Origin of the sequence: Neobacillus sp. 204 (assembly GCF_046562815.1) — a bacterium.
In the GTDB taxonomy this organism is placed as follows: domain Bacteria; phylum Bacillota; class Bacilli; order Bacillales; family Cytobacillaceae; genus Neobacillus.
Window position 1 is genome coordinate 1 of record NZ_JBJORY010000001.1, and the last position, 26711, is coordinate 26711.

A 26711-nucleotide genomic window follows, 5' to 3' on the forward strand; every position below is an offset into this window, starting at 1 on the left:
ATTTGCTTAGTGTTCCTAGAGTATTCTTTAAGTTGTATTTGAAAGGTGGGTAGGTGTATATGCTAAAAGAAGTTTGTGTAGAGAATTTTACATTGGTTTCTGTGGCTATTGAAAAAGGGGGGAATCGCATTGAGCTCTGTGACAACTTATCTGTCGGAGGCACTACTGTTAGTCACGGGGTAGCTGCAAAAACCATTTCATATTGTCACTCCAAAAATACGAAGGTAATGACCATGGTTAGGCCTAGAGGCGGAAACTTTATTTATACTAAAGAGGAAATTGAGATTATGCAAAATGATATTACCCATTTCAAACAGTTAGGGACAGATGGAGTGGTGATTGGCTGCTTAAATGATTCTGATTGGATTGATGAGGAGGCCATGCTCAACCTGCTTGAATCTGCAGTAGGACTGGATGTAACCTTTCACATGGCATTTGATCAGATAAAAGATGAATATCAGTTTGAAGCTATTGATTGGCTTGTGAGACATCGAGTCAATCGAATTTTAACACACGGAGGATCATGCTCTAAATCAATTGAAGACAACCTTAGCCGGTTGAAGGAATTTGTGGATTATGCGGCTGACCGAATTATTATTCTACCCGGCGGGGGAATTACTGACAACAACTTAAGTAATATCGCAAGTATATTAAATATTAGTGAAGTTCATGGGACAAAAATTGTGGGTGAGCTTTGTTAAAGGCTCTTTTCGTAAACTTTGTTGCTATTGGAGCTTAATAAAGGTCATTTACTAAGTCTCTAGGCAATTTTCGCAAAGGTTCTTACGAAAAGATGCCACGAAGCATATAGATATACGGGTTGATGAACTTATACGAGAAACAACAATCTATGCGAAAATAGGCTTGTTAAAAAATCGACAGGTGCCTGGCACCTGTCGATTTTTGTTGTTATTCAATTGATAGGATTCCTTCTTGACCTTGAGCTGAGTGCCCTTGTTTCTTTAAATTTAATTTGCTTAAGTTTGTAAAGATAACTGGTGTGATAACTGATGGTACTGATTTCTTAATGAATTCTAGATCGAAGCTCAGGATTTCCTGACCTTTAGTTATTTGCTGTCCTTCTTTGACAAGTACATTAAAGCCTTCACCTTTTAAATTTACGGTATCCAAGCCAATATGAATAAGGATTTCATAGCCTTGCTTTGATTTAATCCCGATTGCATGCTTAGTAGGGAAAACATTCATGATTTCTCCGTCCACTGGTGACACGACCATACCTTTAGATGGTATAATACCAAACCCTTCACCCATCATTTTTTGTGAGAAAACTTGGTCCGGTACTTCAGTAATCGGGATAATTTCCCCTTCGATTGGCATAACAAAATCTTTTTCAGAAAGTGGTGAGAGTCCATTAGTTTCAACCGGAGCCGCCACTTTTTGTGCTAAATTCGAATTAATTTCAGTTTTATTAATTCGCTTCGTCCCATTACGAAGTTTTACAATTTCGTCTGCTACGAATTGTACATTGGTTCCAACAATCACTTGAATGCTTTGCTTCCCAACAATATTGATGCCAGGTACACCAGTCGCTTTAATTTTTTGTTGGTCGACTGTGTTCATGTCTTTTACTTCCATTCTTAAGCGCGTTACACAATTGTCTACAGAAGTTACATTTGCGTCTCCGCCTAATCCTTCATAAATTTGTGCTGCCATTACGGAAAATTTGCTTTCACCTGCTGCAACGGTAAGCTCAGAAGACTCTTCATCATCTTCTTCACGACCAGGAGTCATTAAGTTGAATTTTGTAATGATGAATCGGAATAAAAAATAATAAATTACAGCAAACACTAAACCTTGAACTAGTAACATGTAAGGGTGGTTTGCTAACGGTAATCTTGAACTTAAAATAAAGTCAACTAAACCAGCACTAAAACCAAATCCAGCCGTCCAATGGAATGCAGCTGCGATGGCTAAGGAAATACCTGTTAAAATCGCATGCACTAAATAAAGCATTGGAGCTACAAACATAAAGGCAAATTCAATTGGCTCTGTTACGCCAGTAAAGAATGCTGCGAAACCTGCGGCTAACATTAAGGAAGCCACTGCCTTTTTCTTCTTGTCCTTCGCTGTATGGTACATGGCTAATGCTGCTGCTGGCAAACCAAACATCATTACAGGGAAGAATCCTGCTTGGTACATACCAGTAACGCCTTTTGTTCCCTTCCCAGCCCAGAAATTACCGATATCATTAATTCCGGCTACGTCAAACCAGAATACTGAGTTTAAGGCATGATGCAACCCTGTGGGAATTAATAAACGGTTAAAGAAACCATATAAACCTGCGCCAAAAGCACCTAAATGAGCAATGCCTTTACCAAATGAAACAAGTCCTGTAAAGATAACAGGCCATAAGAAGAATAATACTGCCGAAACGGCAAGCATAGAAACCGCAGTCATGATTGGGACTAGACGCTTACCAGAGAAAAATGCTAAAGCATCAGGTAATTTAACATGGCTAAAGCGATTGTACATCGTGGAAGCAACAATACCAGAAAGAATACCAACAAAAGCATTACCGATCTTTACAAACGCAGGATCAACCTCTTCTGGTTTAATCCCTTCGAGCAATGCCACTGAGCCTGGTGAAAGCAAGGTTGTCACTACTAAGTAGGCAACCAAACCACTTAACGCTGATGAACCATCTTTCTCTTTCGCCATCCCTAGTGCTACCCCAACGGCAAACAAAATAGGGATATTATCAATTATTGATGATCCAGCTTTAATTAAGAATGCCGCTAGCGGACTACCCGCCCCCCAACCTGTAGGGTCGATCCAATAACCAATACCCATCAATATGGCTGCAGCCGGTAAAACAGCTACAGGTAACATCAATGAACGACCAATTCTTTGTAAATATTTCTTCATCATATTTCCCCCCTAATAAATTTTAAAATAACCTATAATTATGAATTTCTTCATCAAAAGGGAAACCTATAGTAGCGTCCCCTCTTTTTTTGAAAGGTGTTGGTGTAAGCGCTTTTCCATAGTAACTATACCATTAATCATTTATAGATGTCTATACCAATTTATATATATTTTTTGCAAACTATGAATAATTATTGAATATCCAGTAATTTAAAGGGTTTAATTGCCATGTTTTTTGAAATTAGATATATATTGGTATAGACAACTAGATAAAGGTGATGCTAAGATTTATATAGGACCTGAAAGGAAGTATTGAAAAATGAAGCAAAGAGTTAATCATATTCTACTTAAAGGTGTTCAAATTTATGCAGACGACCAAATCATTAATGATGGTTATATTAAAATAAAAGATCAAAATATATTGGAAATAGGTTCAGTAAATGAGCTATCTAATATAGAAAGCTTTCATGTGATTGAAATTCCTGCCCATTTCAAAGCTGTTCCGGGTTTTATCGATGTTCATATCCATGGTGTGGCGGGTGCCGACACAATGGATGCAACCAAGGAAGCCCTGGACACAATGGTTGCAGCATTACCTAAAGAAGGAACTACAAGCTTTTTAGCTACCACGATGACCCAAGAAGGAAAACAAATTGAAAATGCTTTAATCAATGCTGGGCAATACATTGAAGAACATCAAGCAAATGGTCAGGCCGAAATTCTCGGACTCCATCTTGAAGGACCGTTTGTTAACGCAAAAATGGCAGGGGCACAACCAATTCAACATATTATTGAGCCAGACCTTGCTTTGTTTAAAGAGTGGCAAAAACTTACGAATGGTCATATTAAACTTGTCACACTTGCACCAGAGCAGCCAGGCGGTTTAGACATGATTCGATATTTAAAGGCGAATGGGATCGTTGCATCACTTGGTCACACTGATGCAACCTATAATGAGGTTTGCGAAGCTATTGGAGCAGGGGCAAATCACGTAACCCATCTTTTTAATCAGATGAAGGGGCTTCATCATCGTGAACCCGGTGTGGTGGGTGCGGCCTTTTTGCATAACGAATTAAAAGCAGAAATTATCGTGGATGGGGTGCATGTACGACCAGAAATGGTAAACCTTGCATTCAAACAAAAGAAAAGTGATGGATTAATTTTAATAACAGATTCGATGCGAGCAAAATGTTTGAAAAATGGTCAGTATGACCTAGGAGGCCAAGAAGTTACCGTTAAGGATGGAAAAGCAGTCCTTGTGGATGGAACTTTGGCCGGAAGTATCTTGAAATTGGGGCAAGCAGTAAAAAATATCATTTCATACACAGACTGTTCGCTGGATGAAGCCATTGAAATGGCTTCAGTAAATCCAGCAAAACAGCTGAATATTTATGACCGGAAAGGCAGTTTAACTGTTGGAAAAGATGCAGACATTGTTATTTTGGACGAAAATATGGAAGTTTATATGACATTATGCCGTGGGGCAATTGCTTTTAAAAAGGAGGAAATCTAAAAATGAAGATCATTGAAGTACAAGATTACCAGCAAATGAGTAGGAGAGCAGCTGAATATATAATTAAAAAGGTAGTTCAGAATCCAAGTATTAACCTTGGATTGGCAACAGGAGGGACTCCAATCGGAACATACAAATGCTTAATCGAGGATCACCAAAAGAGCGGGACATCTTATCAGAAGGTAACCACTTTTAATTTGGATGAGTACATTGGGCTTTCAGGAGATAATGAGAATAGCTATCGCTATTTTATGGATAACCAACTTTTTAATTATATTAATATTAATAAAGCTAATACAAACGTTCCAAGCGGAATTGCTGCTGATTTTCAAGAAGAGTGTAAACGTTATGAAGATTTAATTACTAAGCATGGTGGCATTGATTTACAGATTCTCGGGATTGGCAGTAATGGGCATATTGGATTCAATGAACCAGGAACTTCCTTTAGTTCTAAAACGCATATTGTTGAGTTAGAGGAATCGACCATTCAAGCCAATGCAAGATATTTTAACAGGATCGAAGAGGTGCCTACTAAAGCGATTACGATGGGCATTTCCACCATTATGAAAAGCAAAGAAATTCTTCTTCTGGTTTCAGGTGAAGAGAAAAGAGAAGCACTAGCTAGACTTTTGGATGGTGAGATCATACATGAAAGTTTTCCTGCATCAGTGTTGAAAAATCATCCTTGTGTTACAATTATTGCAGATAAAGTGGCAATAGCAGATCTAAAGGTTCAATGCTAAAAAGGTATTGATGATTCTCTTTCAACATTAAACCTAGGTGCCTATTTTAAGGAAAGGATGCAGTTGGAGGAAAATGATTAATAAGAATTCTCCCATTCCGATTTATTATCAAATTGAAGAAAATATCAAGGAGTTAATTGAAAACGGTGAACTGCTTCCCGGTGATTCTCTTCCACCAGAAAGAGAATATGCGGAAAAATATCAAATAAGCCGGATGACAGTTAGACAAGCCTTTACAAAGTTAGTGAATGAAGGATATTTGTATCGCTTACAAGGAAAGGGAACTTTCGTTGCAGAAAGAAAATTCGAACAGCCACTCCAAGGATTAACAAGCTTCACAGAAGATATGAAGGCAAGGGGATTGGAACCAGGGAGCCAATTAATTCATTTTGAAATTATTCCTGCGACAAGACTAATAGCAGGTCAGCTTATGATTTCTGAATATGGTCCTGTATACGAGATCAAGCGGATTCGCATGGCAGATAATGTTCCAATGGCCTTAGAAATTAATTATATTTCAGCAAATCTCATTAAAGGTCTTACAGAACAAATTGTGAATGAATCCCTATATGCATACATTGAAGAGCAGTTAAACTTAAGAATCGATAGTGCTTCTCAGATCATTGAATCTTCTGTCGCTAATCAAAGTGAAGCCAATTATTTAAAAATCAATAAAGGCGCACCGGTTATGCTCATCCAAAGAAATACATTTTTAAAAGACAATACCCCTGTTGAATTCGTTAAATCGATATATCGTGCTGATCGTTATAAGTTTATGATTCAAATGAAACGCTAAAAACAAAGCAAAGGAGGTTATCTATCTGTTCACTCTTTATTTTCAAAAGCTTAAAGATTTATTAAGCTTAATCGAAAAGGATGAAAATGAAAACCTCAAAAAAGCTGCAGAAAAAGTCGCTCAGTGCATCCAAATGGATGGAATCGTGCATGTTTTTGGGTGTGGACACTCTCATATGCTTGGGGAAGAACTATTTTACCGAGCCGGTGGACTTGTGCCAATAAACCCAATTCTAATCGAAGAATTAATGCTTCATAAAGGTGCTGTTCGATCATCCCAACTAGAACAAAAAAATGACTTTGCAAAACAATTCATGACGAAAGTGAAGATTCAACCTCAAGATGTTGTTATTGTTGCATCAACCTCTGGCAGGAATCCCGTGCCCATAGATGTTGCTGAGATTGCTAAAAATAAAGGTGCGTTTGTCATTAGTATCACATCGTACGTTTATACAAAAGCTGTGAAGTCGAGACATAAAAGTGGTAAATATTTGTATCATACGGCTGACCTTTCCATTGATAATCATATTATGGTCGGGGATGCCTTAATGGAGCACGAGTCTCTAGGTGTAAACTTTGGTTCAGGTTCAACGGTTATTGGGACCGCAATTGTTAATGGAATAATGGTTGAAGCAATCAGCCTAATGGCTGAAAATGACTTTGTACCGCCAATCTTTAAAAGTGGTAATACAGATGGTGCAAATGAACATAATCGAGAACTTATTGACAAATATAAAGAACGCATTCCAATGCTGGAAAAATAAATCATGTTAGAGAAGCCGACAATGTATTTGTTGGTTTTTTTTTTTGAAAGTGGCGGTTTTCACTTTCATTATGTTAGGTTTATTTTCCATCGATACTTTCGTTGAAAAATATAAAAACTAAGGAGGCAACAAGAATTTTAGGAGGAGGTATTTCGATTGATAAAAAAACCAATGGGCTTACTTTTAACAGCGGTCTTAACAATGGGGCTTGCTGCTTGTAATAACAATGATAAAAATGATCTAAATGACCAGACGACAAATCGTGTAGGGATGAACACCAGATATACCACCCCTAATATGGATGTCCGTAATGGCAGAGATGATGGGATTGACCACAATGGTCCGTTAACTGAAGATTACACGAACAATAATAACAGTGAATCAGACCTTGATGTAAATTTTTACAATACTAAACGGAAGAACAAGAAAAATGATTACAATAATGATATGATTTCTGCGTATCAGACATCTTTGAACAGTAACCAATATCCACATACAAGAGCCGTATTGATCAGAGATGCAAAATTTCAGTATATTACTGTTGATCCTAGAAATTGGGCGCTTCAGCAGATTCAGCCATATATCCAGCAACAAATGCCGACAGGACAGGCACCTGCTGGGCAGCCAGCACCAACTGGACAGCCAGCCCCTATTCATCAACCAGAACCAAAGCAAACAGCACCTGCACCAAATCAGCCAGCACCAGCACCAGCACCAAGGCAAACAACGCCGGCACCAAAGCAAACAACACCAACACCAGCACCAGCACCAAAACAGCCGGCTCAAACTCAAAATACTCCAACCACTGGAGCTGTTAGTCAGTACGTTCAACAAGTTATTAACTTAACCAATGCACAACGTAGTAAAAATGGACTTCCAGCTTTAAAGGCAGATGCACAACTTAATGGAGTAGCTCAGAAAAAATCACTGGATATGCAGCAAAAGAACTATTTTTCACATACAAGCCCTACTTACGGATCACCATTTGACATGATGAGAGACTTCGGTGTGACCTATAAATCTGCAGGCGAAAATATTGCTCAAGGACAACGTACACCACAAGAAGTAGTAACGGCTTGGATGAATAGTGAAGGTCATCGTAAAAATATCCTAAGTGCTAATTTCACTCATATTGGGGTAGGATATGAAGCAACAGGAAAACATTGGACACAAATGTTTATAGGAAAATAAGGGATTTTGTATAAGTAAACCGACAGAAGCGTTTTCTCCTGTCGGTTTGCTTATTTTTTAGTTTACTCCATATTTAATATGGACGAAATGGTAGGAAATTTAAAATGAAAAATAGTTCCTACCCCGATTTCGCTTTCTGCCCAGACCGTTCCATCCATGGCACGGGCAATGCTATAAACAACCATCATACCTAAGCCTGTTCCATTTTTCCCTTTTGTTGAGTAAAATGGTTCTCCTAGTCGCTCCAGTTGTTCTTGGGTCATGCCGATACCTGTATCCTTTACACTTATAGTTACATAGTTTTTACTAAATTCAGTGATGATCGTTAAATATCCGCCATTAGGCATTGATTCAATTGCGTTTTTGATGACATTCACAAAGCACTGACGAAACTTCTGGCCATCCCCTTTAATAAACCCAATTACGGAGAAATCAGTAATGATTTCTACTGAATTCTGATTAGCTAAAGGCTGAAGAATATTGATTATTTGCCGCAGTTCGCTTTTTACATTAATTTCCTCAAGTGCTTCCAACGATGGCTTCGCGAAAGTCAGATAATCTTGAATAACTCGTTCAGCGGAAATTAATTCTTCCTTTACAATCGATAAGTATTCTTTTCTTTTATGTCTTGAAAGGTAATCATCCTGAAGGAGTTGAACAAAACCACTAGCAGCCGTTAATGGATTACGGATTTCGTGTGAGATAGCAGCTCCCATCTGTTCCACGGCTTTTAATTTTTCAGCTTTAATTAGCTGTTGCTGCATTTCGTTATTTCTTCTGATAAATTCTATCCCATATGAGATGATGCCAATTCCGAGTGTGGGAATGAACAGGAAGGCAAACCAAGCATCCAGCCAATAGGAGTGGTTATCTCCGAAACTCATCCCGATAACAGTTACAATGCCAAGGATCATTCCTATGCATACTGTAACAAAAATACGGCGTCCTGGAACTTGCTTTAAAAACCATGGATATAATCTCCAGAAAATTATTCCGAGAGGTACACAAAGTATGACCGTTTGAAAAAAGCCTAAATCGAAGCCGTAGAAGCCCCGTATGACTATAATGGCGACTGTAAGAATGGGACCAATTCCGATATAAAGTGCCCCCAGCACTAAAGGGATAATCCTTAAATCGTACCTGGCATATGGAGCCGGATTGTATGAGAATTGGATACATAACCAAAGCATGACAATACACAAGATAATTAGTGAGGATTTAGATAGGGTAAATTTTTTTATATGATCAAAAAAAATTAAACTCAAAAACATTAAAATAATAAAAAGTGAGAGGTCTAAAAAAAGATGCTTCGTTATTTCCATTAACGTCACCATCCAAATTGGGCTAATAGGGAAATTTTACATGTAATTTCCACATTATACAACAATATTTGCATAATTTAGAAAAAAGAAAATATGGTGTTTTAAATTATTAAGGCTATTTTCGCAAAGATTGTTGTTTTTCGTATAAGTTAATCAACCCGTATAAATAGATACTTCGTGGCATCTTTTCGTAAGAACATTTGCGAAATTGCCAAGAAACTTAGTAAATGACCCTTATTAAGCTCCAAAAGCAACAAAGTTTACGAACAGAGCCATTATTAAAAAGAAGGCTTGTGTTTTTACAAACCTTCCATGCTTAATTGAGTAGCTGAAATTGTATTTCTCCCTTTTGTCTTTGAGGCATACAGAGCATTATCAGCCATTTGTATTATTTCTTGAGGCATGACAGATTCCGCGGGGACAAGAGAGGCAACCCCAATACTTAATGTAATAATATCAGCAATGTCAGAACTAATATGAGGGATTTCTAGTGACCGAATGGTGTCTTGTATTTGTTTCGCAATGTTCATCCCTTCTTCTAACCTTGTGGAAGGGGAGATAAGGGCAAATTCTTCTCCGCCATAACGGCAAAAAGTATAATCAGAGTTAACTGTAATCTGATTATTAATGGCCTGAGCAATCGATTGTAAACAAAAATCACCAGTAAGATGACCATAAGTGTCATTGTATTTTTTAAAGTAATCAATATCGAACATAATTAAAGTGATGGGAGCATGGTTGGTAGAAGAGTTTGACCATTCTTTCACAAGAACTTCATCAAAATACCTTCTATTGTTTATCCCAGTTAGACCATCCATATAGGAGAGACGATTTAGAAGTTCATTTGCTTCTTGTAACTTTTGTTCTGTTAGTTTTCGGTCGGTTATATTTCTTGATACTATAATGACTTTTTTGCTGCCATCTTCCTCAAAATATACACTTTTTAGTGCAGATTCAATCCAAACATAGTCTCCCATTTTAGTACGGTAACGGTAGGTTGAATTAGAAGAACCTTCTTCTAATGCTTTTTTAAACATATCATATGTAGGGCAAATATCATCAGGATGAATAAACATCTCCATTTTTTTACCTAGAAGTTCGGGATACTCATAATGAATGATCTCTTTAACTGCAGGTGAAATATATTTGTATTCTGCATTTTCATTGTGCATGGTTATCATGTCACTAGAGTATTCGGCTATAAGGCGAAACCTCTCTTCCGTTTCTTTTAGTTTTATTAAACTATGTTTTAATTGATTTTGTGCTTCATAAGAATGTACCACAAAATCAAAGAAGTGATAGGCTAAAAAACCGCCAATGAAAGAAATAAGATAATGGATAGTTAACACAGTTTTAAGGATCTGAACATCTTCAACGCGGATGAAAAAAATGATTGAAACAATCACCAAACCGATTAGGTTCATGAGAAATGCTTTAAGGGTTCTTGAAATGTTTATATTTGAGATATTCCCGCAAAGTACGCCAGTGAGAATTGCTCCGATTGCTCCGAGTATGGATGATTCATTAATGCCAAAAAGAAGAATTCTTCCAGCAGCAATTAGAAAGGCAGACAATAATGCCGGTAACACTCCACCAAAAGTAGCCGCAATAACAATGGCCAAATGGCGTAAATCGGCAATCGTACTTGAATTTATTTGAATGCTAAAAGCCATTAAGACATTTCCCAAAATCCCAAAACAAAGTCCCCAATAGAGTTTTGATGATCGGGGTGAATTAGTATCTATTGGCTTTTCTTTAAATAACACTCCCATAATAGAGAAGGTAGCAATTAATATTGCTGCATTTGAGACAAAATCTTTTAACATGAATACTCTCCTGGTATAGTGTATGAAATTCATAGTACTATTTTAAAATATTAATGATTGAATTAATGCATCCTTCCAATTATACTATGAATTAGATATTTATGACAAAGTAGATAATAAAAAAAGGCTTCCCATAGTAGTAGGAAACCCCAATTTATTAACTAGACCGTGACAGGCTTATGAGTTTGTTGTTCTAATGCTATAAAAGGGATAAGCATATTAAATGATTGCGCTTCTAAATTGGTTAGTTTTAATCTCGTAGGATAAATTTAACATAGGGACATCAAGAAATTTTTTGATAGCAAGTGCACATGCTCCAAGGACACAAGATTTTTTTCCAATTGTAGTGATCATTAATTCACGATAATGACTGATTGAAGAATTCAGATTTCCGCTAATTTTATTGAGTGAGTCAGGATACATCCGCAACAGCTCACTATCAAGCACTAGCAAGTCTGGGTTATACATGTTAATCATATTGTTCAATCCAATGGATAAATAGAAAAGGAATTGTTCCATTAGATCTTGCACTTCCTCATCACCTTCATCAAGCCAGCTTTGAATATGTTCGTATGTTAGACTTTTGATTTGTCTTTTTTCAGATAGATGTTCAAAAAAGCTCGACTCCGAAGCATACTTTTCCAAGCAACCCTTATTTCCGCAATTGCATGGTTTACCATGTGGAACAACAATCATATGACCTATTTCACCAGCAAATCCGTCATGTCCTCGTAAAAATTCATTGTTCATCATCATGCCTAGTCCGATCCCGGAATAGAGGGTCGCAGATAACAAGTTGTCTGTTTCATGATGAACATAAACCCGTTCAGCAAAAGAGCTTAGATTTGCATTGTTTTCAAGGTAAATAGCCGTATCAATTTCTCGTTCTAAATCACTCTTAAGGTTGATATCATGCCAATTAAATCGTGGAACATAGTGGATTACTTCGTCTTTTGTAACTAGACCATGGATTCCAATTACAATTCCCACAATACCATAGCGGCTATTAGTAAAGTCTGTTGTTAACATTTTGATTTGTTGAATGAGTAGATGAAGAATTTCATTATAATCTGTAGTATTTATTTGGATAATATTTGATGTGACAGGACAGCCAAGAAGGTCTGATAATGTAAATGAGATTTGTCCATAATCAAGGTCAATCCCAAGTGCATAGCCAGCTTTTCCGTTTAAAGAGAGCATAATCGGCTTTCTTCCAACTGCGAAATGCTCAAGCTGGGTCTCTATTATTAATCCTTCTTCCAATAGGTCAGCAACCTGTGCTGAGATCGTTGCTCTTGTCAAATTAGTGGCTTTTGATAAATCTGCCCTCGAAATCATTCCTTCTTTAACAATTTTTCTTATGATTAAAGAGCGATTAATTTTCTTTATATATGCCGCATCCCCGGTAACCATTTATATCCTCCATTTCGGGTATTTCCTGTGTGTCTAATCATATTATATCAGTTCTTCCATTAAAAGGCGGTGGGTTTTTGTAAGGGTTTACAGAGTATGTACCGACTGAACTATCAGTTAAGGTTATTAAATATAAAACTAACAAAGGATGGTAAAACTATTGAAATGTATGATCAGCCATTCGGAGTTTATGGTTATGCTAAATGGAGGTGCCAGTAAGATAAGCAGTGGAAGGAACACCAGGCCTTTCCCAACATCATCTGATTAAAACGACAAGAATTAAGCACTTTTTTATTGTATTCATGAAAGAAATATGGTTATCTAAATAGTATTAATTAAGAAAGAGGGATAGTATGTCTAAACAACAAATTGGTGTTATTGGTTTAGCCGTTATGGGTAAAAATCTTGCCTTAAATATTGAAAGTCGCGGTTATTCTGTCGCTGTATTTAATCGTTCATATGACAAAACTGAAGCTTTTTTAAAAAATGAGGCAGAAGGTAAAAATTTTGTTGGGGCCCATTCTGTAGAGGAATTTGTCAATTCCTTAGAAAAACCACGAAAAATTTTATTAATGGTTAAGGCGGGCGCAGCAACGGATGCAACCATTGATTCTTTAAAGCCATATTTAGAAAAAGGGGATATTCTCATTGATGGAGGAAATACCTTTTTCCAAGATACAATTAGACGTAATAAAGAATTAGAAACAGCAGGCTACCACTTTATTGGGACTGGAGTTTCCGGTGGAGAAGAAGGAGCTTTAAAAGGTCCTTCAATCATGCCTGGTGGGAAAAAAGAAGCATATGATCTTGTAAAGCCGATCTTAGAAGCAATTTCTGCTAAAGTGGAAGGCGATCCATGCTGTACTTACATTGGTCCAAATGGTGCTGGTCATTATGTGAAAATGGTTCATAACGGAATCGAATATGGGGATATGCAATTAATTTCTGAGGCTTATTTTATCTTGAAAAATATTCTTGGTTTAGATGCAAAGGAGCTTCACAACGTCTTTTCTGAATGGAATAAAGGCGAATTAGATAGTTACTTAATTGAAATTACTGCCGATATTTTTACAAAAGTTGATGAAGATACTGGTAAACCAATGGTAGATTTAATTCTAGATACAGCGGGTCAAAAGGGAACAGGTAAATGGACAAGTCAAAACGCCTTAGATTTAGGTGTGCCACTTCCAATTATTACTGAATCCGTATTTGCACGTTTTATATCTGCGATGAAGGATGAGCGTGTTAAAGCGAGTAAGGTACTGAATGGTCCAGAGGTTAAACCATTTGAGGGTAATAAAGAAGAGTTGATTGAAGCGGTCCGTAAAGCTCTGTATATGAGCAAAATTTGTTCTTATGCCCAAGGTTTTGCTCAAATGCGTGCGGCATCTGAAGAATACGATTGGAATCTTCGATATGGTGATATTGCGATGATTTTCCGTGGTGGATGTATCATCCGTGCTCAATTCCTACAAAAAATCAAAGATGCATATGACCGTGATTCAGAATTAGCAAACCTGCTGTTAGATCCATACTTTAAAGAAATCGTTGAGAACTATCAGCAAGCGTTACGTCAAGTCCTTGCAGTTGCGATTGAGCGCGGCATTCCTGTACCGTCCTTTGCTAGTGCAATCGCTTATTATGATAGTTACCGTACAGAAACACTTCCAGCGAATTTATTGCAAGCTCAACGTGACTACTTTGGTGCTCACACCTATCAACGTATTGATAAAGAAGGGGTTTTCCATACAAACTGGATGGAATAACTTCAGGAGAATGACTTTTTAGCATAGAAGAAGGCTGCCAAACTGATGGCAGCCTAATTTTATATCCATTTTATCTCTTGAACGATTTGTTGTCTAAACAGCTCGATAATAAATTCATTATAAAAGTCTTTCCTTACGATTATTTGAAACCTATTATTTGGGTGAATATAGAAATGAATATCAGTTAGGATGCTATTTGCATCAAAATGCTCTCGGATTTTCTCCATTTTTTTCTTCCAATTGTTATCAAAAAAGGTTAGTGTAAATTCAAAATCATCTCCGTTAACTGCCTCGTGCAGGTCGAGAAGCTGCTTATTAAATGTATAGGCTACTTTCATCATAGACCTCCTAAATTAGATATCTTAAATATATGTAAACGGTACAGATAAGGATTGATAAAATCATCAATGGAAAGGCGATTAACATGAATTTTCCAAAACTAATTGGATGTCCTTCCTTCGCGGCAAGACCCGCAACAATCACATTGGCACTAGCACCAATTAATGTGCCGTTCCCGCCAAGGCATGCCCCTAAGGATAGACTCCACCAAAGTGGTTCTAAATTAGTAATTCCGAGTTCGCCCATATCTTTAATCATGGGAATCATTGTTGCAACAAATGGAATATTATCAATAAATGCAGATGCAATGGCACTAACCCAGAGAATTAATATTGATGTAGATGCAACATCTCCCCCGGTCAAGTGGACCGAGTAATCTGCTAATAACGAAATTATCCCTGTTTCTATCAATCCTGATACTAATACAAACAATCCGATAAAGAAGAAAATGGTCGTCCATTCTACTTTCAAAAATGCTTTATCTAAATATTTTTCCCCTGTTAAAAGAAGTAACAGAAAGGCACCAGCTAATGCGACTGTAGCAGATTCAATATGAAAAAGCTGATGGAGGAAAAATCCCAATATTGTAAACGAGAGGGCAATTAATGATTTAATTAATAGCTTTGGATCCGTTATTTCTTCCTTTTCATCTAAGTCCATTAAATTGGCCTTTAATTCATCTGTTGTACGAAGTTGCTTCCGATAAATAAATGCTAAGATTCCAATATTTACAAATAAGATGAAGAATGATATCGCCGTAAGATTATTAATAAAGGCCATAAAGGTAAGTTCCTCGACGGCGCTGCCAAGCATGATATTTGGTGGGTCGCCAATCAGAGTGGATGTCCCGCCAATATTAGAAGCAATTACTTCCGTTATTAAAAAGGGGATTGGATTTACGCGTAATTGTCTCGTGATACTGAACGTAACTGGTACCATTAATAATACCGTTGTTACATTATCTAGAAAGGCTGACCCCAATGCAGTAATAATTCCGAGCACCAGCAAAATTTTTAAAGGATTTCCTTTCACTTTTTTTGCTGCCCAAATAGCAATGTATTTGAACAGACCTGTCTCAGAAGTTATGGCAACGATGATCATCATACCGGTCAATAACCCGAGTGTATTAAAGTCGATATGGTGCAGAGCTTTTTCCTGTCCAACAATTCCTAGTAATACCATCATAATTCCGCCGGCCATGGCAATGATCGTACGATGGATCTTTTCTGTGACGATAAAAGCATAGGTAATTAAAAATACACCTAATGCGATTAGTGCTTGTGTTGACATGTGATAACCTCTTCTCCCGAGTTTTAAATGGAACATTTTGTGAAAACGACAAAAAGGAGCCTGTGTGACAGACTCCCCCCAATAAAACCACCATTTATATTTTCTTTATTATTTTATTAAAGTAATCATTGAATGTAAAGAAAATTTTAACTTTTAGAGTCCCAATTTATTGATAAAATCAACTGTTTCCTGATGTTCTTTTTTTATTAACTGATATAGTCGTTTATCCTTCTTAATAAGCGGAGAACCTGAATCATTAGCAATTGGTCTTGTGAAGGAAATCCCATTTAAAACCACCCATTTACCATTGATTTTTTTTAGTTTGAGATCGATTATCCCCAAACGACTACCAAAAGCTCCAGCCATCACGACTGGTTTACCATTGATTTGTCCCTCTTCGATGTTGGTATTTGGATAATTTTTATATACTGGTCCAGGGAAGACGTTATGGGAATGTCCCGCCAATATAGCATCAAGTCCAGGGATTGTTGTTAAATAATAGGCAGCATTTTCCGATTCATCACTATATGGAGCTGAGCTGATACCTGTATGGGCAAGGGCAACAATGATATCTGCTCCTTTTGACTTCATGATCGGGATAAACTCTTTTGCTGTATCCACAATTGGATTAGCAATAACCTTTCCTTCAAGATTTGCCTTATCCCATCTCATAATTTGTGTCGGCATAAAAGCGATTACCCCAATGTTTAGTTTATGTTTTTTTCCGCTCTGGTCAATTACATTTCTTTTCAAAATGACATAGGGAGTAAAGTAGGGCTTTTTCTTTTTAACGGAGAAAACATTCGCATTAAGGACTGGCATCTTTGCTCCCTTTACTACTGTATTTAAGAATCCTAATCCGTAGTTAAATTCGTGATTACCAATAGCGATAGCATCATAATGTAAAAAATTAAAGGCACGATACACAGGATGAATTTTTCCTTTATGGATACCACGGATTCTGGCTAAATACTCACCAAAGGGATTGCCCTTAAGGTGATCTCCATCGTCGAATAGTAATGAATTTTGTACTTCCTTCCTTGCCTTACGGATAAGTGTCGCTGTTTGGACTAGACCTATTCGATTGTCTACTTTTGTTTGATAATAATCATAATTGACTAAGGATGCGTGCAAATCAGTTGTTTCTAGGATACGTAAATCAACGACTCCTGGCTGAACTGGAGTATTCTCCGCTTGAATCGAAAAGATAGGATGAGAGAGCCTAAAAAGTGTGAGAATGATAAGGAAAATAAACGTTTTTCTGTACAATTAGAGTACCTCCTTCATAAACCTGCATTAAAGGTAATCTTAGTATTCGTTTTCCTGCTGGAATTATGATTTAAAGTAAATTAACAGAAAAGTTCATTGAAAACCTCAGTTTTTTGTAAGCACCGATTGTGCGCTGCCCATTCTTTTTGACAATCAAGTGACATGTGACTTTGATCAAAGCGGTTTGATTTCTCTTTATCATATAATGGAAAGAGAGTATTATTGGAAAATTTTTTAGGATTTGATATTGGAAACGCTTACGATTTTTAAGGGGGGATTCTATCGATGAATCCAAAAAGAAAGATTACCATTTTATCAGGTCATTTTGGAAGCGGGAAAACAGAGATTGCTATTAATTTAGCCTTAACTGAAAGACAAAGGTTTGAAAAAGTCGCCATAAATGATTTAGATATTATTAACCCGTACTATCGCTCTCGGGATGTAGCAGGTACTTTTTTGCAACATGATATTGAATTAATTTCACCAAAAAGTCATCTTGCCACATCAGACCTGCCCATAGTATCTGGAGAAATTTATCGTGTTTTGCATGATCATAGATACAGATTAATTGTCGATGCTGGTGGTGATAAAGACGGCGCAACAGCACTTGGACAATACTATCACGAATGGAAGGAATTAAGACCAGAACTTCTTTTTGTCCTAAATAAGAATCGACCGTATGTTAGTACCTTAGATGGGGCGTTGTTTACCGTGGAACAGATTGAAAAGGCTTCTCGACTCCAAGTAACAGGGATTATTAATAATTCAAATATCGGGATTGAAACAAGAATGCAAGATATTCAAACAGGCTTTGAGTTAGCCAATGAACTGGCAGAAAGTCTTAAAATTCCACTTTTGTATACGTCTATTTCAAAACACCTGAAGGATGATGCACAAGAGTTTGCGGCCAACCATAACGTTGTATTTATTGATCGGTATATGAAATCGCCATGGGAAGGATAAAGGAGGAGATCTTTTATGGAAAAAAGGGTCATTTTTAATGAGGATATCTGCAAGTCTTGTAGCCTTTGTGTTCAAGTATGTCCAACAAACGTTATTTTTTTAGCAGACTATTTGAATGGAAAAGGATATCGACCGGCAACGGTTATCGACCAGGAGAATTGTATCAGTTGTGCAAAATGTGCACAAATATGTCCAGATTCTGTTATTGCTGTTTACCGACAGGTAAAAATATTACAGACTGTGTGATTCGAAGGGAGCGTTATCTATGGGGAAAGTGCTAATGAAAGGAAATGAAGTAATTGCTGAAGCTGCAGTTCATGCAGGATGTAAATATTTTTTTGGTTATCCAATTACACCCCAAAGTGAATTGGTTGCCTATATGGCTAGAAGGCTTCCAGAAGTAGGAGGGTTATTTCTTCAGGCAGAAAGTGAAATAGCGGCCATCAACATGGTATATGGTGCAGCGAGTACAGGTGTCAGAGTCATGACTTCTTCCTCAAGTCCAGGCTTTGGCCTAAAACAAGAAGGCATTTCTTATTTAGTCGGTGCCGAACTTCCTGCTGTAATATGTAATATTGTCCGCGGGGGACCGGGCTTAGGCAATATACAGCCTGCTCAATCTGATTATTTCCAAGTTACAAAAGGCGGCGGACACGGTGACTATAATATACCTGTTCTTGCTCCAGCAAGCTTGCAGGAAATCGTCGAATTAACACAACATGCCTTTGATATCGCTGACCGCTACCGAACACCAGTCATTTTGATGGGCGATGGGATGCTAGGCCAGATGATGGAACCGGTTGAGTTTAGGGAACAGTCCAATCGGGAGGAAATAGAAAAGGATTGGGCAACAACAGGAATACGCGGCGATGGCGGTCCGAAAATTATTACCTCACTTGAACTCGACGCGGAGGGTTTAGAGAAGCGAAACTGGAGTCTGCAGCAGAAATTTGCCCGAATTAAAGAAAGCGAAGTACGATATGAAACTTATCTCACGGATGATGCGGACTATATTATGGTTGCCTTCGGAACAGTTGCAAGAATTACAATGAATGCTTTAAATAGAGCAAGACAAAATGGCGTAAAAGTGGGGTTAATACGGCCAATTTCACTTTGGCCATTTCCTGAAAAGCCGTTTATTGAAACTAGGGATCGAGTTAAGGCCTATATTTCCGTAGAAATGAGCGCAGGGCAAATGCTTGAGGATGTAAGACTTGCTGTAAATGGCCATGCTCCGGTGGACTTTTTCGGCAGGACAGGTGGAGTAGTCCCAACTCAAGAAGAAATTTACGAAAAGATTATCACCATTGCAGGAGGGGGATCAGTATGACAATGAAGACTGTGTTTAAAAAAACAAGCGGATTGACTGATAAACCTACACATTACTGTCCTGGCTGTACCCATGGTGTCATCCATCGTCTAGTTGGTGAGGTATTAGAAGAAATGGATATTTTAGAAGATACAATTGGCGTCGCGTCGGTCGGATGTTCAGTGTTATCGTATGAGTATTTTAATTGTGATATGACGCAAGCAGCACACGGCAGGGCCCCTGCAGTAGCAACCGGAGTGAAACGGGTTTTACCTAATCGGTTTGTGTTTACTTACCAGGGAGACGGCGACCTTGCTTCGATCGGTATAAGTGAAGTCATCCATGCGGCTGCAAGAGGGGAAAATATAACAGTAATTTTCGTTAATAATGCCATATATGGCATGACGGGAGGACAAATGGCATAAACAACACTTATTGGCCAAAAAACGGCCACTACACCATTCGGCCGGGATGTCAGCCTCCAAGGATCGCCAATAAAGGTATGTGAGATGATAGCCACACTAGATGGAGCTGCTTATATTGAACGTGTTTCATCCCATGATGTTCAACATATACAAAAGGCAAAAAGTGCAATCCGCAAAGCGTTTGAAACACAGAAAAAAGGGCTAGGGTTCTCTATAATAGAGGTATTATCAACTTGTCCAACCAATTGGGGACTAGACTCTGCTGAATCACTGGAGTGGGTGAAGGAAAGTATGGTTCCCGTATATCCTCTTGGTGTTTTTAAGGGAGGGAAATAACCGATGCTTGAAGAGATTATCATTGCAGGCTTTGGCGGTCAAGGTGTCATGTCTATGGGGCAACTGATTGCTTATGCTGGAATGCTGGAAGGAAAAGGTGTTTCATGGCTACCTTCTTACGGACCCGAACAACGAGGAGGGACAGCCAATTGTGTGGTTATAGTCAGTGATGAGCCAGTGGGTTCACCGCTTGTTACAACTCCATCTGCAGCGATTGTTTTAAATAATCCTTCATTTGATAAATTTGAGCCTAGAGTTCGTCCCGGCGGGCTATTAATTGTCAATTCTTCTATAGTGGTAAGAAATTCAAAACGAAAAGATATAAAGATCATTGAATTGACGGCAACGGATATCGCCAACGATCTTGGAAATGCTCGAGTTGCTAATTTGATTTTATTAGGGGCGTTTTTGGAATCTACCAGAATCGTTTCTCCAGAATCCGTGCTGGAGTCATTAAAAAAGGTTCTTTCTTCAGATAAGCATCATTTACTAGAGATCAATAAAAAAGCACTACAAAAGGGAGCCTCACTTTTAGAAGTGGTTAGAACATAAGCCGAAAAGCCAGCTGAATAATAGCTGGCTTTTGCCTATTTTTATATAAAGTTTGTGACACAATACATTAAGTGATTAGGTTCACTTAATTGAAAATCATTTTCAATTATTATAGAAGTGAACAGAGATTCATAAGGAGGAATTATGAATGGAAAAGAATTCAGTTAAGGCATATATGGAATATAGTGAAGAAAAATTCACAAAAAGGATTATTTATAAAAAAGGTGAAACGACAGCTTTTGTATTGAATTTTTTACCAGGTCAACAATTGCCAACACATAAACATCCAGGAACTGAAGTATATATTTATGTCGTTGCAGGGAATGGAACAATTTTTATTGATGGAAAAGAAGCAGAGGTTTCCGAGGCAGATTTAATCCATGTTAACAGCCATGAAGAAATGTCTTTTAATAATACTGGGAAAGAACCAGTAAGTTTGTACGTGGTTTTAAGCAGAATCCCGAGTGATCTTTATGCAAAGAACATTTAACCAATACAATGTTAACCCTCTGCAATAATGATCGGAAAAAATAGAAAAAAGTCAGCCCTTAGGCTGGCTTTTTTCTATTCATCAGCTGTTTTTTATTTTTTATTCCAAAAAACCACCAGTTCCAATCGCCAAGTAGTTTCATCAGTGCTGGAACTAACACCATCCTCACAATGGTTGCATCAATAAAGATAGCTATGGCAATCCCTACACCTAGCTGCTTAACTGGCATAACACCGGTAAAGGCAAAGGCGCCGGTCACGACGATCATTATAGCTGCAGCTGAAGTAATAATTTTACTAGTATAGGTCAAACCAGAAATTGTCGCTTCACTATTATCTCCGGTTTTTAAATAAAATTCCTGAATTCTCGAGATGAGAAACACTTCGTAATCCATTGAAAGTCCAAAAACCAGCGTGAAAACAAATACAGGTAAAATTAACGCAATATCCACAGGTGTAAGGCCAAAATGACCTTGCTGGAAAATCCAGACAAGGATTCCAAAGGTGCATCCAAGGCTTAATACGTTCATTAGAATTGCTTTCAATGGAATAAGAATGGAGCGAAAAGCTGCTATTAGAATGACCAAAGTAGAAATCACAATCATTAATAGTCCGTCTGGTGCTTTTTGGTATATTTCAGAAAAAATTTCTTGTTCAAATTTAATCGACCCGCCAAATCCAGCCTTTAAGCCTAAATCCCTATTAGACCATTCACTTACCCATCGTCTTGCTTTAGCGGAATGTTCACCTGTTTTTAAATATACCTCTATGAGCATTTTATTATCTCTAATATAGTAGTTCCTGATCGGGGCTGACTTTGTTTTATTCCCGTAGGTGAGTGCTTGATAAAGTTGCTTTTCGTCCTTTAATCCAGTTGCAGAAAAAGGAGAGTTTACCGTTTGCACAAGTGTATCTTTTTCAAAGTTTTTAATCACGTTATTTACTTTTTTAAGATTGTTTTGCTCAAGAATATTACCTTTCGATTCAAGGATGACTATCACTTTTTTCTCCTCTCGTTTTTCTTTCGCAACAAAATGGTCTTTATATATTTCTAAGGCTGTTCTTGAAGGGTAATTTGGCGGCAGGGACTCCGTGCCGGGGATTGTTAAAATCATTTGTTTCACAGGTATCAATCCTGCAAAAAGAATAGCCAGGGCTGCTACTGACATAAGAATTGGGCGCTTCATTACAAATTTTGCAAACTTGTGCCAAAAACTTATTGTTTGCTTGTCCACTACTGGCAAAATACTTAATTTGTTGATTTTAGTTCCCAACACGCCAAGCAGTGCGGGAAGAAAAGTTAATGCACAAACGGCAGAAATTAACACAACGGTCATTCCGCCAAGAGCAACATTCTGAAAAATATCTATTTTAATAAACCACAACGCGGATAGACCAATAAAGACACAGAGTCCTGAAAAGATGATGGACCGACCGGCAGTTGAAACTGTTATTTCAAGTGCATCCTTTATCGACTTTATTTTCAATTCTTCTTTATATCGATTAATAAATAACAAGGCAAAATCAATACTTAACGCCAACCCAATCATTGGAACAATATTTAAAATAAAGATTGATAAATTAGCACCATAGCTAAAAAAGTAAACGGTTCCCATTGTACATAATATGGAAACTACCCCAATGATAATGGGTAGAGATGCAGCAATAAGACCTCCAAAGGCAAGGATAAGAACTACTAAAGCAATAGGCAGACCAATCATTTCCGCTTTCGCTAAATCTTCCTGGCTTGCAGTATTAAGGTCTTGGACAATAATCGGTTCCCCGGTCATTGTTACCTTTAGACCTGTTTTATTTATAAGTAAAGTTTTTAATTCGGTAATTTCTTTCCCTAGGTTTTCAGCATCCTTGTTAAAAGAAAGAAGCCCATAGGCATATTGATCTTTTATCATTCCATCCCGTTCCAAAGGGGAAATAATTTGCTTCGCGTCATCAAAGCCTTTTAATTTTTCAAAATTGGCTGCAATAAATTGTCTGAAATCCTCATCTCTGACGTTTTTGTTTTTTGCAAAGACCAGAATAATGGAGGATTTAGAATGTCCGAACTCTTGTTCGAGAAGTTGACGTGTTTTATTATATTCACCTTTATACTCAAAACCATTTCCACTAAGAACGGTCGGCAGTTTTAATGCAAACGTCCCTAAGAGTAAAATAACGATCACCCAAATTACGAGTACCCACTTACGATTTCGGTAAATATACCCGCCAAATTTCTGCACAGTATCGCCTCCTTATATAAGTATACAGAAGAACGGATGAATAACGGATGACTCTTTCATGTCTATTTCCTCGTGACTAACCCGATAATATCTTAATAAATGTTCCCCATAATAGTTGCTGAAAATTCATTTTCCAGTCTAAGCTTCGTTTATAAATCTGAAATAAAATTCATTATAACTTTTACAAATGTTTAATATCTGTGATATCGTTTGTTTTTTTTGTTACAATAAAGAGAAAATATTATATAAAAGGTGATAACAGTGGATCGTGAAAAATTAACAAAAGTCATTGAAGCCGCCAAGCTCTATTATTTATTGGATTATAATCAAAATGAAATTGCTAAAAAACTAGGCATTTCCCGTCCCACTGTATCGCGTTTATTGCAGCAGGCAAAAAGTGATGGTATTGTCCAAATCAATATATTAGATCCAACACAAGATGTTGAGAACCTTGCAACACAACTTGAAAAAAAGTTCAATCTTAAGAAAGTAATTGTCGCATCGATTCCACAATATGAAGATCACATGATAAAAAATTACCTTGGAGAAAAAGCGGCCATTTACTTAGATCAAATTGTTAAAGATGATGACATCATTGGTGTGACATGGGGTACAACTCTCTATCATATTGCGGTTGAATTAAAGCAGAAATTTGTAAAAGGAGTAAAGGTTGTCCAACTAAAGGGTGGTGTTAGTCACGCTGAAACAAATACCTACGCATCAGAGATTTTATATCTTTTTGGTAAAGCATTTCACACTACACCGCACAACCTTCCGCTTCCTGCAATTGTGGACCATGTGGTTGTAAAACAGGCAATGGAGGCAGATCGTCATATCCGAAAAATCCTTGAGTTAGGAAGTCAGGCGAATATTGCTCTATTTACCATTGGTCCAATTAAAACAGACTCTTTATTATTTCAGTTAGGCTATTTTACTGAGAGTGACCTGGAATCCCTTTATGGTAAAGCGGTTGGTGATATTTGCTCTCGTTTCTTTGATGAAAACGGACAAATATGCAACGAGAGTCTTAATGAGCGAACACTCGGAGTAAATTTAGAGGATTTGAAGAGAAAGGATCAGTCCATTCTTGTAGCAGGCGGGCCCAATAAAATTGAGGGTATATATGGCGCATTAAAAGGCGAATATGCAAACGTGCTTATTACGGATCAGTTTACCGCACAATTCTTGCTTGATAGGAATTAAAAACTAACATTTTTTATGAAGAAAAAATATTTTACATTTGTTCATAAATGTATTTACAAATGTTCAGTGTGTTTGATATAGTTACATTGTGATAATCGACATTAAATTTTTATATATAAATTTTTCATTATTAGGGGGACAAAGAATATGACACAGAAAGTAGTAAGAATGATTGATCATACATTATTAAAGGCAGATGCATCTAAAGAAGAAATTGTAAAATTAGTGGAAGAAGCTAAGGAATATTTATTTGCGTCCGTGTGTGTGAATCCTACTTGGGTTCGTACAGCTTCTGAAATGCTAGCTGATACTCCTGAAGTAAAAGTATGTACAGTAATTGGTTTTCCTCTAGGGGCAGCAACACCAGAAACAAAAGCATTTGAAACTAAAAATGCTATTGAAAATGGAGCCAATGAAATCGATATGGTAATTAATGTTGGTGCCCTAAAAGGTAAGCAAGACGATTTGGTGGAAAGAGATATCCATGCGGTCGTTGAGGCTGCTAAAGGAAAAGCATTAGTAAAGGTAATTATCGAAACGTGCCTGTTAACAACAGAAGAAAAAATTAGAGCATGTGAAATTTCTGTAAAGGCTGGGGCAGACTATGTAAAAACATCAACAGGCTTTTCAACAGGAGGGGCAACTGTTGAGGATATTCGCTTGATGCGTCAAACCGTTGGCCCAGAAATTGGTGTGAAAGCTTCTGGTGGAGTCCGCAGCCGTGAGGATGCACTAGCAATGGTTGAAGCAGGAGCGACTCGGATTGGTGCAAGTTCTGGTGTTTCAATTAGTAAAGGTGAGTTATCTCTAAGCAATTACTAAAAATCTTATTGTGAGGTTAATTCTATGAGAGACGTAATAATGGCATTAATTGCCGGTCTAATAGTGGGTATGTTGTTTAAATTCTTAAAACTTCCTTTACCTGCACCCCCAGTTTTTTCAGCAGTAGTAGGTGTTTTTGGGGTGTACTTTGGCGGTGTAATCCTTGAATGGATAACCAAATTAGTTCAGCATTAAATTTTGGCGAGGGTGAACATGATGGAAACGAACGACCTAATCGTTGAAGCAAATAAAGCAAGAGAGTTTGCTTATGTACCATATTCTAATTTTAAAGTCGGTGCAGCTCTATTATCAAGAGAAGGTCAAGTATTCCATGGCTGCAATATTGAAAATGCAGCATATGGTATGACTAACTGTGCAGAGCGAACTGCTTTGTTTAAAGCGTATTCTGAAGGGATTACACAATTTGATTCACTCGTTGTCGTGGCAGACACCGATCGACCTGTACCTCCTTGTGGTGCCTGTCGCCAAGTGATCTCTGAGCTTTGTGATCCTGAAATGGAAGTAGTGCTTACTAATTTAAAAGGTGATTTACAAAAAGTCCTAGTAAAGGACCTACTTCCAGGAGCTTTTTCACCTCAGGATTTAACTAAATAAGTAGAAGAGAAGTTTATCCAATTGGGATAAACTTCTCTTTTTTATAGGGAGGAAAGTTACCTTGAATTGGCATCTGCAATTTAGAGCATACTATACATAGTAAAAATTAAAAGGATGATATGATGATTTATATTTATAATGATTATGGCGGAACTCATACAACTTCTTTAGCAGCGGCCTACCATTTAAAAAATTTACCACAATCCGAACGAAAACTGACAACAGAAGAAATATTAAATGCGAAGTATTTCAATAAATTGACCAAAGCTGATTTTGGAAAGCTTATTTTCCATGGAATTGATGAAGATGGAAATTCTGTTTATACGATTGGACGGAAAAGAAACAAATATGTGGTTCCTGCATTAAAAGAAATGAGTTTGTTGCTGCAAGAAAAATTTAAATTTGATGAAAAAATCATTTTCTCCAATACTTCACCAACCGTACCTTTTGCCATGTCCATGGGTGGATTTTTCTCCAGGGGGTTAAAAATTGATTTTATTGGTGTGCCTTTATTAGTTGCAGGTGCTAAACAATGTTGTGATAAGGTATACAGGCTAGTGGAAAATACAAAAGACATAGGGAGAACAACTTACAAGGAAAATATCATCGTATTGGAGAATGAAATGTTTAAATAAGTGGGGAG

At 37.4% G+C, this 26711-nt stretch carries 27 protein-coding genes and 1 pseudogene; 19 read left to right on the top strand and 9 right to left on the bottom strand.

What is annotated here, in order from left to right:
• The first annotated feature begins 59 nt into the window (after positions 1 to 59).
• Positions 60 to 701, top strand: a complete 642-nt coding sequence (locus ACJ004_RS00005; protein WP_410890352.1) for a copper homeostasis protein CutC — start codon at positions 60 to 62, stop codon at positions 699 to 701.
• A 208-nt stretch (positions 702 to 909) separates the two neighbouring features.
• Here ACJ004_RS00005 and ACJ004_RS00010 read toward each other — a convergent pair whose 3' ends face one another.
• Positions 910 to 1338: a PTS sugar transporter subunit IIA gene (locus ACJ004_RS00010; protein WP_410891242.1), complete on the bottom strand. Its 429-nt coding sequence runs from the start codon at positions 1336 to 1338 to the stop codon at positions 910 to 912.
• Between the two features lie 111 nt (positions 1339 to 1449).
• Positions 1450 to 2886, bottom strand: a pseudogene (nagE, locus tag ACJ004_RS00015) (N-acetylglucosamine-specific PTS transporter subunit IIBC); the annotation flags it as partial.
• Between the two features lie 319 nt (positions 2887 to 3205).
• Between nagE and nagA the strand changes: the two are divergent.
• From nagA to ACJ004_RS00040, 5 genes are all read left to right on the top strand, one after another.
• The gene (gene nagA / locus ACJ004_RS00020; protein ID WP_410890354.1) at positions 3206 to 4399 is read left to right on the top strand and encodes an N-acetylglucosamine-6-phosphate deacetylase; all 1194 of its coding nucleotides are present in this window, start codon (positions 3206 to 3208) and stop codon (positions 4397 to 4399) included.
• Between the two features lie 2 nt (positions 4400 to 4401).
• Positions 4402 to 5142, top strand: coding sequence for a glucosamine-6-phosphate deaminase (gene nagB / locus ACJ004_RS00025; protein WP_410890355.1), 741 nt, complete (start codon positions 4402 to 4404; stop codon positions 5140 to 5142).
• A 73-nt stretch (positions 5143 to 5215) separates the two neighbouring features.
• Entirely contained in the window at positions 5216 to 5938 is a 723-nt protein-coding gene (locus ACJ004_RS00030; protein ID WP_410890357.1) for a GntR family transcriptional regulator, read from the top strand.
• Between the two features lie 25 nt (positions 5939 to 5963).
• Positions 5964 to 6701 (top strand): SIS domain-containing protein, encoded by a 738-nt coding sequence (locus tag ACJ004_RS00035; RefSeq protein ID WP_410891243.1) that lies wholly within the window; start codon positions 5964 to 5966, stop codon positions 6699 to 6701.
• A 156-nt stretch (positions 6702 to 6857) separates the two neighbouring features.
• The gene (locus ACJ004_RS00040) at positions 6858 to 7892 is read left to right on the top strand and encodes a CAP domain-containing protein (protein WP_410890358.1); all 1035 of its coding nucleotides are present in this window, start codon (positions 6858 to 6860) and stop codon (positions 7890 to 7892) included.
• Between the two features lie 62 nt (positions 7893 to 7954).
• Here the strand turns inward: ACJ004_RS00040 and ACJ004_RS00045 are convergent, their stop codons facing one another.
• From ACJ004_RS00045 to ACJ004_RS00055, 3 genes are all read right to left on the bottom strand, one after another.
• A complete protein-coding gene (locus ACJ004_RS00045) occupies positions 7955 to 9082 on the bottom strand; it encodes an ATP-binding protein (protein WP_410890360.1) in 1128 nt (375 codons plus the stop codon).
• Between the two features lie 431 nt (positions 9083 to 9513).
• Positions 9514 to 11040: a sensor domain-containing diguanylate cyclase gene (locus ACJ004_RS00050; RefSeq protein WP_410890362.1), complete on the bottom strand. Its 1527-nt coding sequence runs from the start codon at positions 11038 to 11040 to the stop codon at positions 9514 to 9516.
• Positions 11041 to 11259: 219 nt separating this feature from the next.
• Positions 11260 to 12453: an ROK family transcriptional regulator gene (locus tag ACJ004_RS00055; RefSeq protein ID WP_410890364.1), complete on the bottom strand. Its 1194-nt coding sequence runs from the start codon at positions 12451 to 12453 to the stop codon at positions 11260 to 11262.
• Positions 12454 to 12806: 353 nt separating this feature from the next.
• On the opposite strand from ACJ004_RS00055, the gene gndA reads away from it, so the two are divergent.
• A complete protein-coding gene (gndA, locus tag ACJ004_RS00060; RefSeq protein ID WP_410890366.1) occupies positions 12807 to 14219 on the top strand; it encodes an NADP-dependent phosphogluconate dehydrogenase in 1413 nt (470 codons plus the stop codon).
• 59 nt (positions 14220 to 14278) lie between these two features.
• On the opposite strand, the gene ACJ004_RS00065 is transcribed toward gndA, so the two are convergent.
• The 3 genes from ACJ004_RS00065 to ACJ004_RS00075 form a co-directional block, all read right to left on the bottom strand.
• Complete coding sequence (locus ACJ004_RS00065; RefSeq protein WP_410890368.1) at positions 14279 to 14557, bottom strand: hypothetical protein; 279 nt, start codon at positions 14555 to 14557, stop codon at positions 14279 to 14281.
• Between the two features lie 10 nt (positions 14558 to 14567).
• A complete protein-coding gene (locus ACJ004_RS00070; RefSeq protein WP_410890370.1) occupies positions 14568 to 15848 on the bottom strand; it encodes an ArsB/NhaD family transporter in 1281 nt (426 codons plus the stop codon).
• Positions 15849 to 16001: 153 nt separating this feature from the next.
• The gene (locus ACJ004_RS00075) at positions 16002 to 17117 is read right to left on the bottom strand and encodes a metallophosphoesterase (RefSeq protein ID WP_410890372.1); all 1116 of its coding nucleotides are present in this window, start codon (positions 17115 to 17117) and stop codon (positions 16002 to 16004) included.
• Between the two features lie 285 nt (positions 17118 to 17402).
• Here ACJ004_RS00075 and ACJ004_RS00080 point away from each other — a divergent pair, with 285 nt between their 5' ends.
• The 7 genes from ACJ004_RS00080 to ACJ004_RS00110 all read left to right on the top strand — a co-directional run bounded on the left by ACJ004_RS00080 (position 17403) and on the right by ACJ004_RS00110 (position 21192).
• Complete coding sequence (locus tag ACJ004_RS00080; protein ID WP_410890374.1) at positions 17403 to 18080, top strand: hypothetical protein; 678 nt, start codon at positions 17403 to 17405, stop codon at positions 18078 to 18080.
• A gap of 15 nt (positions 18081 to 18095) precedes the next feature.
• The gene (locus ACJ004_RS00085; RefSeq protein ID WP_410890375.1) at positions 18096 to 18326 is read left to right on the top strand and encodes a 4Fe-4S binding protein; all 231 of its coding nucleotides are present in this window, start codon (positions 18096 to 18098) and stop codon (positions 18324 to 18326) included.
• Positions 18327 to 18345: 19 nt separating this feature from the next.
• Positions 18346 to 19410: a 3-methyl-2-oxobutanoate dehydrogenase subunit VorB gene (locus ACJ004_RS00090; protein ID WP_410890376.1), complete on the top strand. Its 1065-nt coding sequence runs from the start codon at positions 18346 to 18348 to the stop codon at positions 19408 to 19410.
• Complete coding sequence (locus ACJ004_RS00095; protein ID WP_410890377.1) at positions 19407 to 19814, top strand: thiamine pyrophosphate-dependent enzyme; 408 nt, start codon at positions 19407 to 19409, stop codon at positions 19812 to 19814. The genes ACJ004_RS00090 and ACJ004_RS00095 overlap by 4 nt, the downstream gene beginning before the upstream one ends.
• A gap of 84 nt (positions 19815 to 19898) precedes the next feature.
• Entirely contained in the window at positions 19899 to 20150 is a 252-nt protein-coding gene (locus ACJ004_RS00100; protein ID WP_410890379.1) for a hypothetical protein, read from the top strand.
• A 3-nt stretch (positions 20151 to 20153) separates the two neighbouring features.
• Positions 20154 to 20702, top strand: a complete 549-nt coding sequence (locus tag ACJ004_RS00105) for a 2-oxoacid:ferredoxin oxidoreductase subunit gamma family protein (RefSeq protein WP_410890381.1) — start codon at positions 20154 to 20156, stop codon at positions 20700 to 20702.
• Between the two features lie 148 nt (positions 20703 to 20850).
• On the top strand, positions 20851 to 21192 hold the full coding sequence (locus ACJ004_RS00110) for a cupin domain-containing protein (RefSeq protein ID WP_410890383.1): 342 nt from the start codon (positions 20851 to 20853) through the stop codon (positions 21190 to 21192).
• A 58-nt stretch (positions 21193 to 21250) separates the two neighbouring features.
• Here ACJ004_RS00110 and ACJ004_RS00115 read toward each other — a convergent pair whose 3' ends face one another.
• A complete protein-coding gene (locus tag ACJ004_RS00115) occupies positions 21251 to 23428 on the bottom strand; it encodes an MMPL family transporter (protein WP_410890385.1) in 2178 nt (725 codons plus the stop codon).
• A gap of 261 nt (positions 23429 to 23689) precedes the next feature.
• Here ACJ004_RS00115 and deoR point away from each other — a divergent pair, with 261 nt between their 5' ends.
• From deoR to ACJ004_RS00140, 5 genes are all read left to right on the top strand, one after another.
• Positions 23690 to 24631, top strand: a complete 942-nt coding sequence (gene deoR / locus ACJ004_RS00120) for a DNA-binding transcriptional repressor DeoR (protein ID WP_410890386.1) — start codon at positions 23690 to 23692, stop codon at positions 24629 to 24631.
• 147 nt (positions 24632 to 24778) lie between these two features.
• Positions 24779 to 25453: a deoxyribose-phosphate aldolase gene (deoC, locus tag ACJ004_RS00125; RefSeq protein WP_410890388.1), complete on the top strand. Its 675-nt coding sequence runs from the start codon at positions 24779 to 24781 to the stop codon at positions 25451 to 25453.
• A gap of 24 nt (positions 25454 to 25477) precedes the next feature.
• A complete protein-coding gene (locus ACJ004_RS00130; RefSeq protein ID WP_410890390.1) occupies positions 25478 to 25648 on the top strand; it encodes a DUF1427 family protein in 171 nt (56 codons plus the stop codon).
• Positions 25649 to 25669: 21 nt separating this feature from the next.
• Positions 25670 to 26068, top strand: coding sequence for a cytidine deaminase (locus ACJ004_RS00135; RefSeq protein WP_410890392.1), 399 nt, complete (start codon positions 25670 to 25672; stop codon positions 26066 to 26068).
• A 122-nt stretch (positions 26069 to 26190) separates the two neighbouring features.
• Positions 26191 to 26703, top strand: a complete 513-nt coding sequence (locus ACJ004_RS00140; protein WP_410890394.1) for a DUF3189 family protein — start codon at positions 26191 to 26193, stop codon at positions 26701 to 26703.
• Positions 26704 to 26711 lie beyond the last annotated feature (8 nt).

Bases quoted from the DNA above. Each gene is read 5' to 3' on its own strand.
- ACJ004_RS00140 (WP_410890394.1), top strand. From the start codon at position 26,191: ATGATTTATATTTATAATGATTATGGCGGAACTCATACAACTTCTTTA.
- ACJ004_RS00100 (WP_410890379.1), top strand. From the start codon at position 19,899: ATGATAGCCACACTAGATGGAGCTGCTTATATTGAACGTGTTTCATCC.
- ACJ004_RS00135 (WP_410890392.1), top strand. From the start codon at position 25,670: ATGGAAACGAACGACCTAATCGTTGAAGCAAATAAAGCAAGAGAGTTT.
- nagA (WP_410890354.1), top strand. From the start codon at position 3,206: ATGAAGCAAAGAGTTAATCATATTCTACTTAAAGGTGTTCAAATTTAT.
- ACJ004_RS00050 (WP_410890362.1), bottom strand. From the start codon at position 11,040: ATGTTAAAAGATTTTGTCTCAAATGCAGCAATATTAATTGCTACCTTC.
- ACJ004_RS00080 (WP_410890374.1), top strand. From the start codon at position 17,403: ATGAATCCAAAAAGAAAGATTACCATTTTATCAGGTCATTTTGGAAGC.
- ACJ004_RS00055 (WP_410890364.1), bottom strand. From the start codon at position 12,453: ATGGTTACCGGGGATGCGGCATATATAAAGAAAATTAATCGCTCTTTA.
- ACJ004_RS00005 (WP_410890352.1), top strand. From the start codon at position 60: ATGCTAAAAGAAGTTTGTGTAGAGAATTTTACATTGGTTTCTGTGGCT.
- gndA (WP_410890366.1), top strand. From the start codon at position 12,807: ATGTCTAAACAACAAATTGGTGTTATTGGTTTAGCCGTTATGGGTAAA.
- ACJ004_RS00085 (WP_410890375.1), top strand. From the start codon at position 18,096: ATGGAAAAAAGGGTCATTTTTAATGAGGATATCTGCAAGTCTTGTAGC.
- ACJ004_RS00105 (WP_410890381.1), top strand. From the start codon at position 20,154: ATGCTTGAAGAGATTATCATTGCAGGCTTTGGCGGTCAAGGTGTCATG.
- ACJ004_RS00070 (WP_410890370.1), bottom strand. From the start codon at position 15,848: ATGTCAACACAAGCACTAATCGCATTAGGTGTATTTTTAATTACCTAT.
- ACJ004_RS00130 (WP_410890390.1), top strand. From the start codon at position 25,478: ATGAGAGACGTAATAATGGCATTAATTGCCGGTCTAATAGTGGGTATG.
- ACJ004_RS00090 (WP_410890376.1), top strand. From the start codon at position 18,346: ATGGGGAAAGTGCTAATGAAAGGAAATGAAGTAATTGCTGAAGCTGCA.
- ACJ004_RS00095 (WP_410890377.1), top strand. From the start codon at position 19,407: ATGACAATGAAGACTGTGTTTAAAAAAACAAGCGGATTGACTGATAAA.
- ACJ004_RS00010 (WP_410891242.1), bottom strand. From the start codon at position 1,338: ATGCCAATCGAAGGGGAAATTATCCCGATTACTGAAGTACCGGACCAA.
- nagB (WP_410890355.1), top strand. From the start codon at position 4,402: ATGAAGATCATTGAAGTACAAGATTACCAGCAAATGAGTAGGAGAGCA.
- ACJ004_RS00110 (WP_410890383.1), top strand. From the start codon at position 20,851: ATGGAAAAGAATTCAGTTAAGGCATATATGGAATATAGTGAAGAAAAA.
- deoC (WP_410890388.1), top strand. From the start codon at position 24,779: ATGACACAGAAAGTAGTAAGAATGATTGATCATACATTATTAAAGGCA.
- ACJ004_RS00045 (WP_410890360.1), bottom strand. From the start codon at position 9,082: ATGCTTTGGTTATGTATCCAATTCTCATACAATCCGGCTCCATATGCC.
- ACJ004_RS00030 (WP_410890357.1), top strand. From the start codon at position 5,216: ATGATTAATAAGAATTCTCCCATTCCGATTTATTATCAAATTGAAGAA.
- ACJ004_RS00065 (WP_410890368.1), bottom strand. From the start codon at position 14,557: ATGAAAGTAGCCTATACATTTAATAAGCAGCTTCTCGACCTGCACGAG.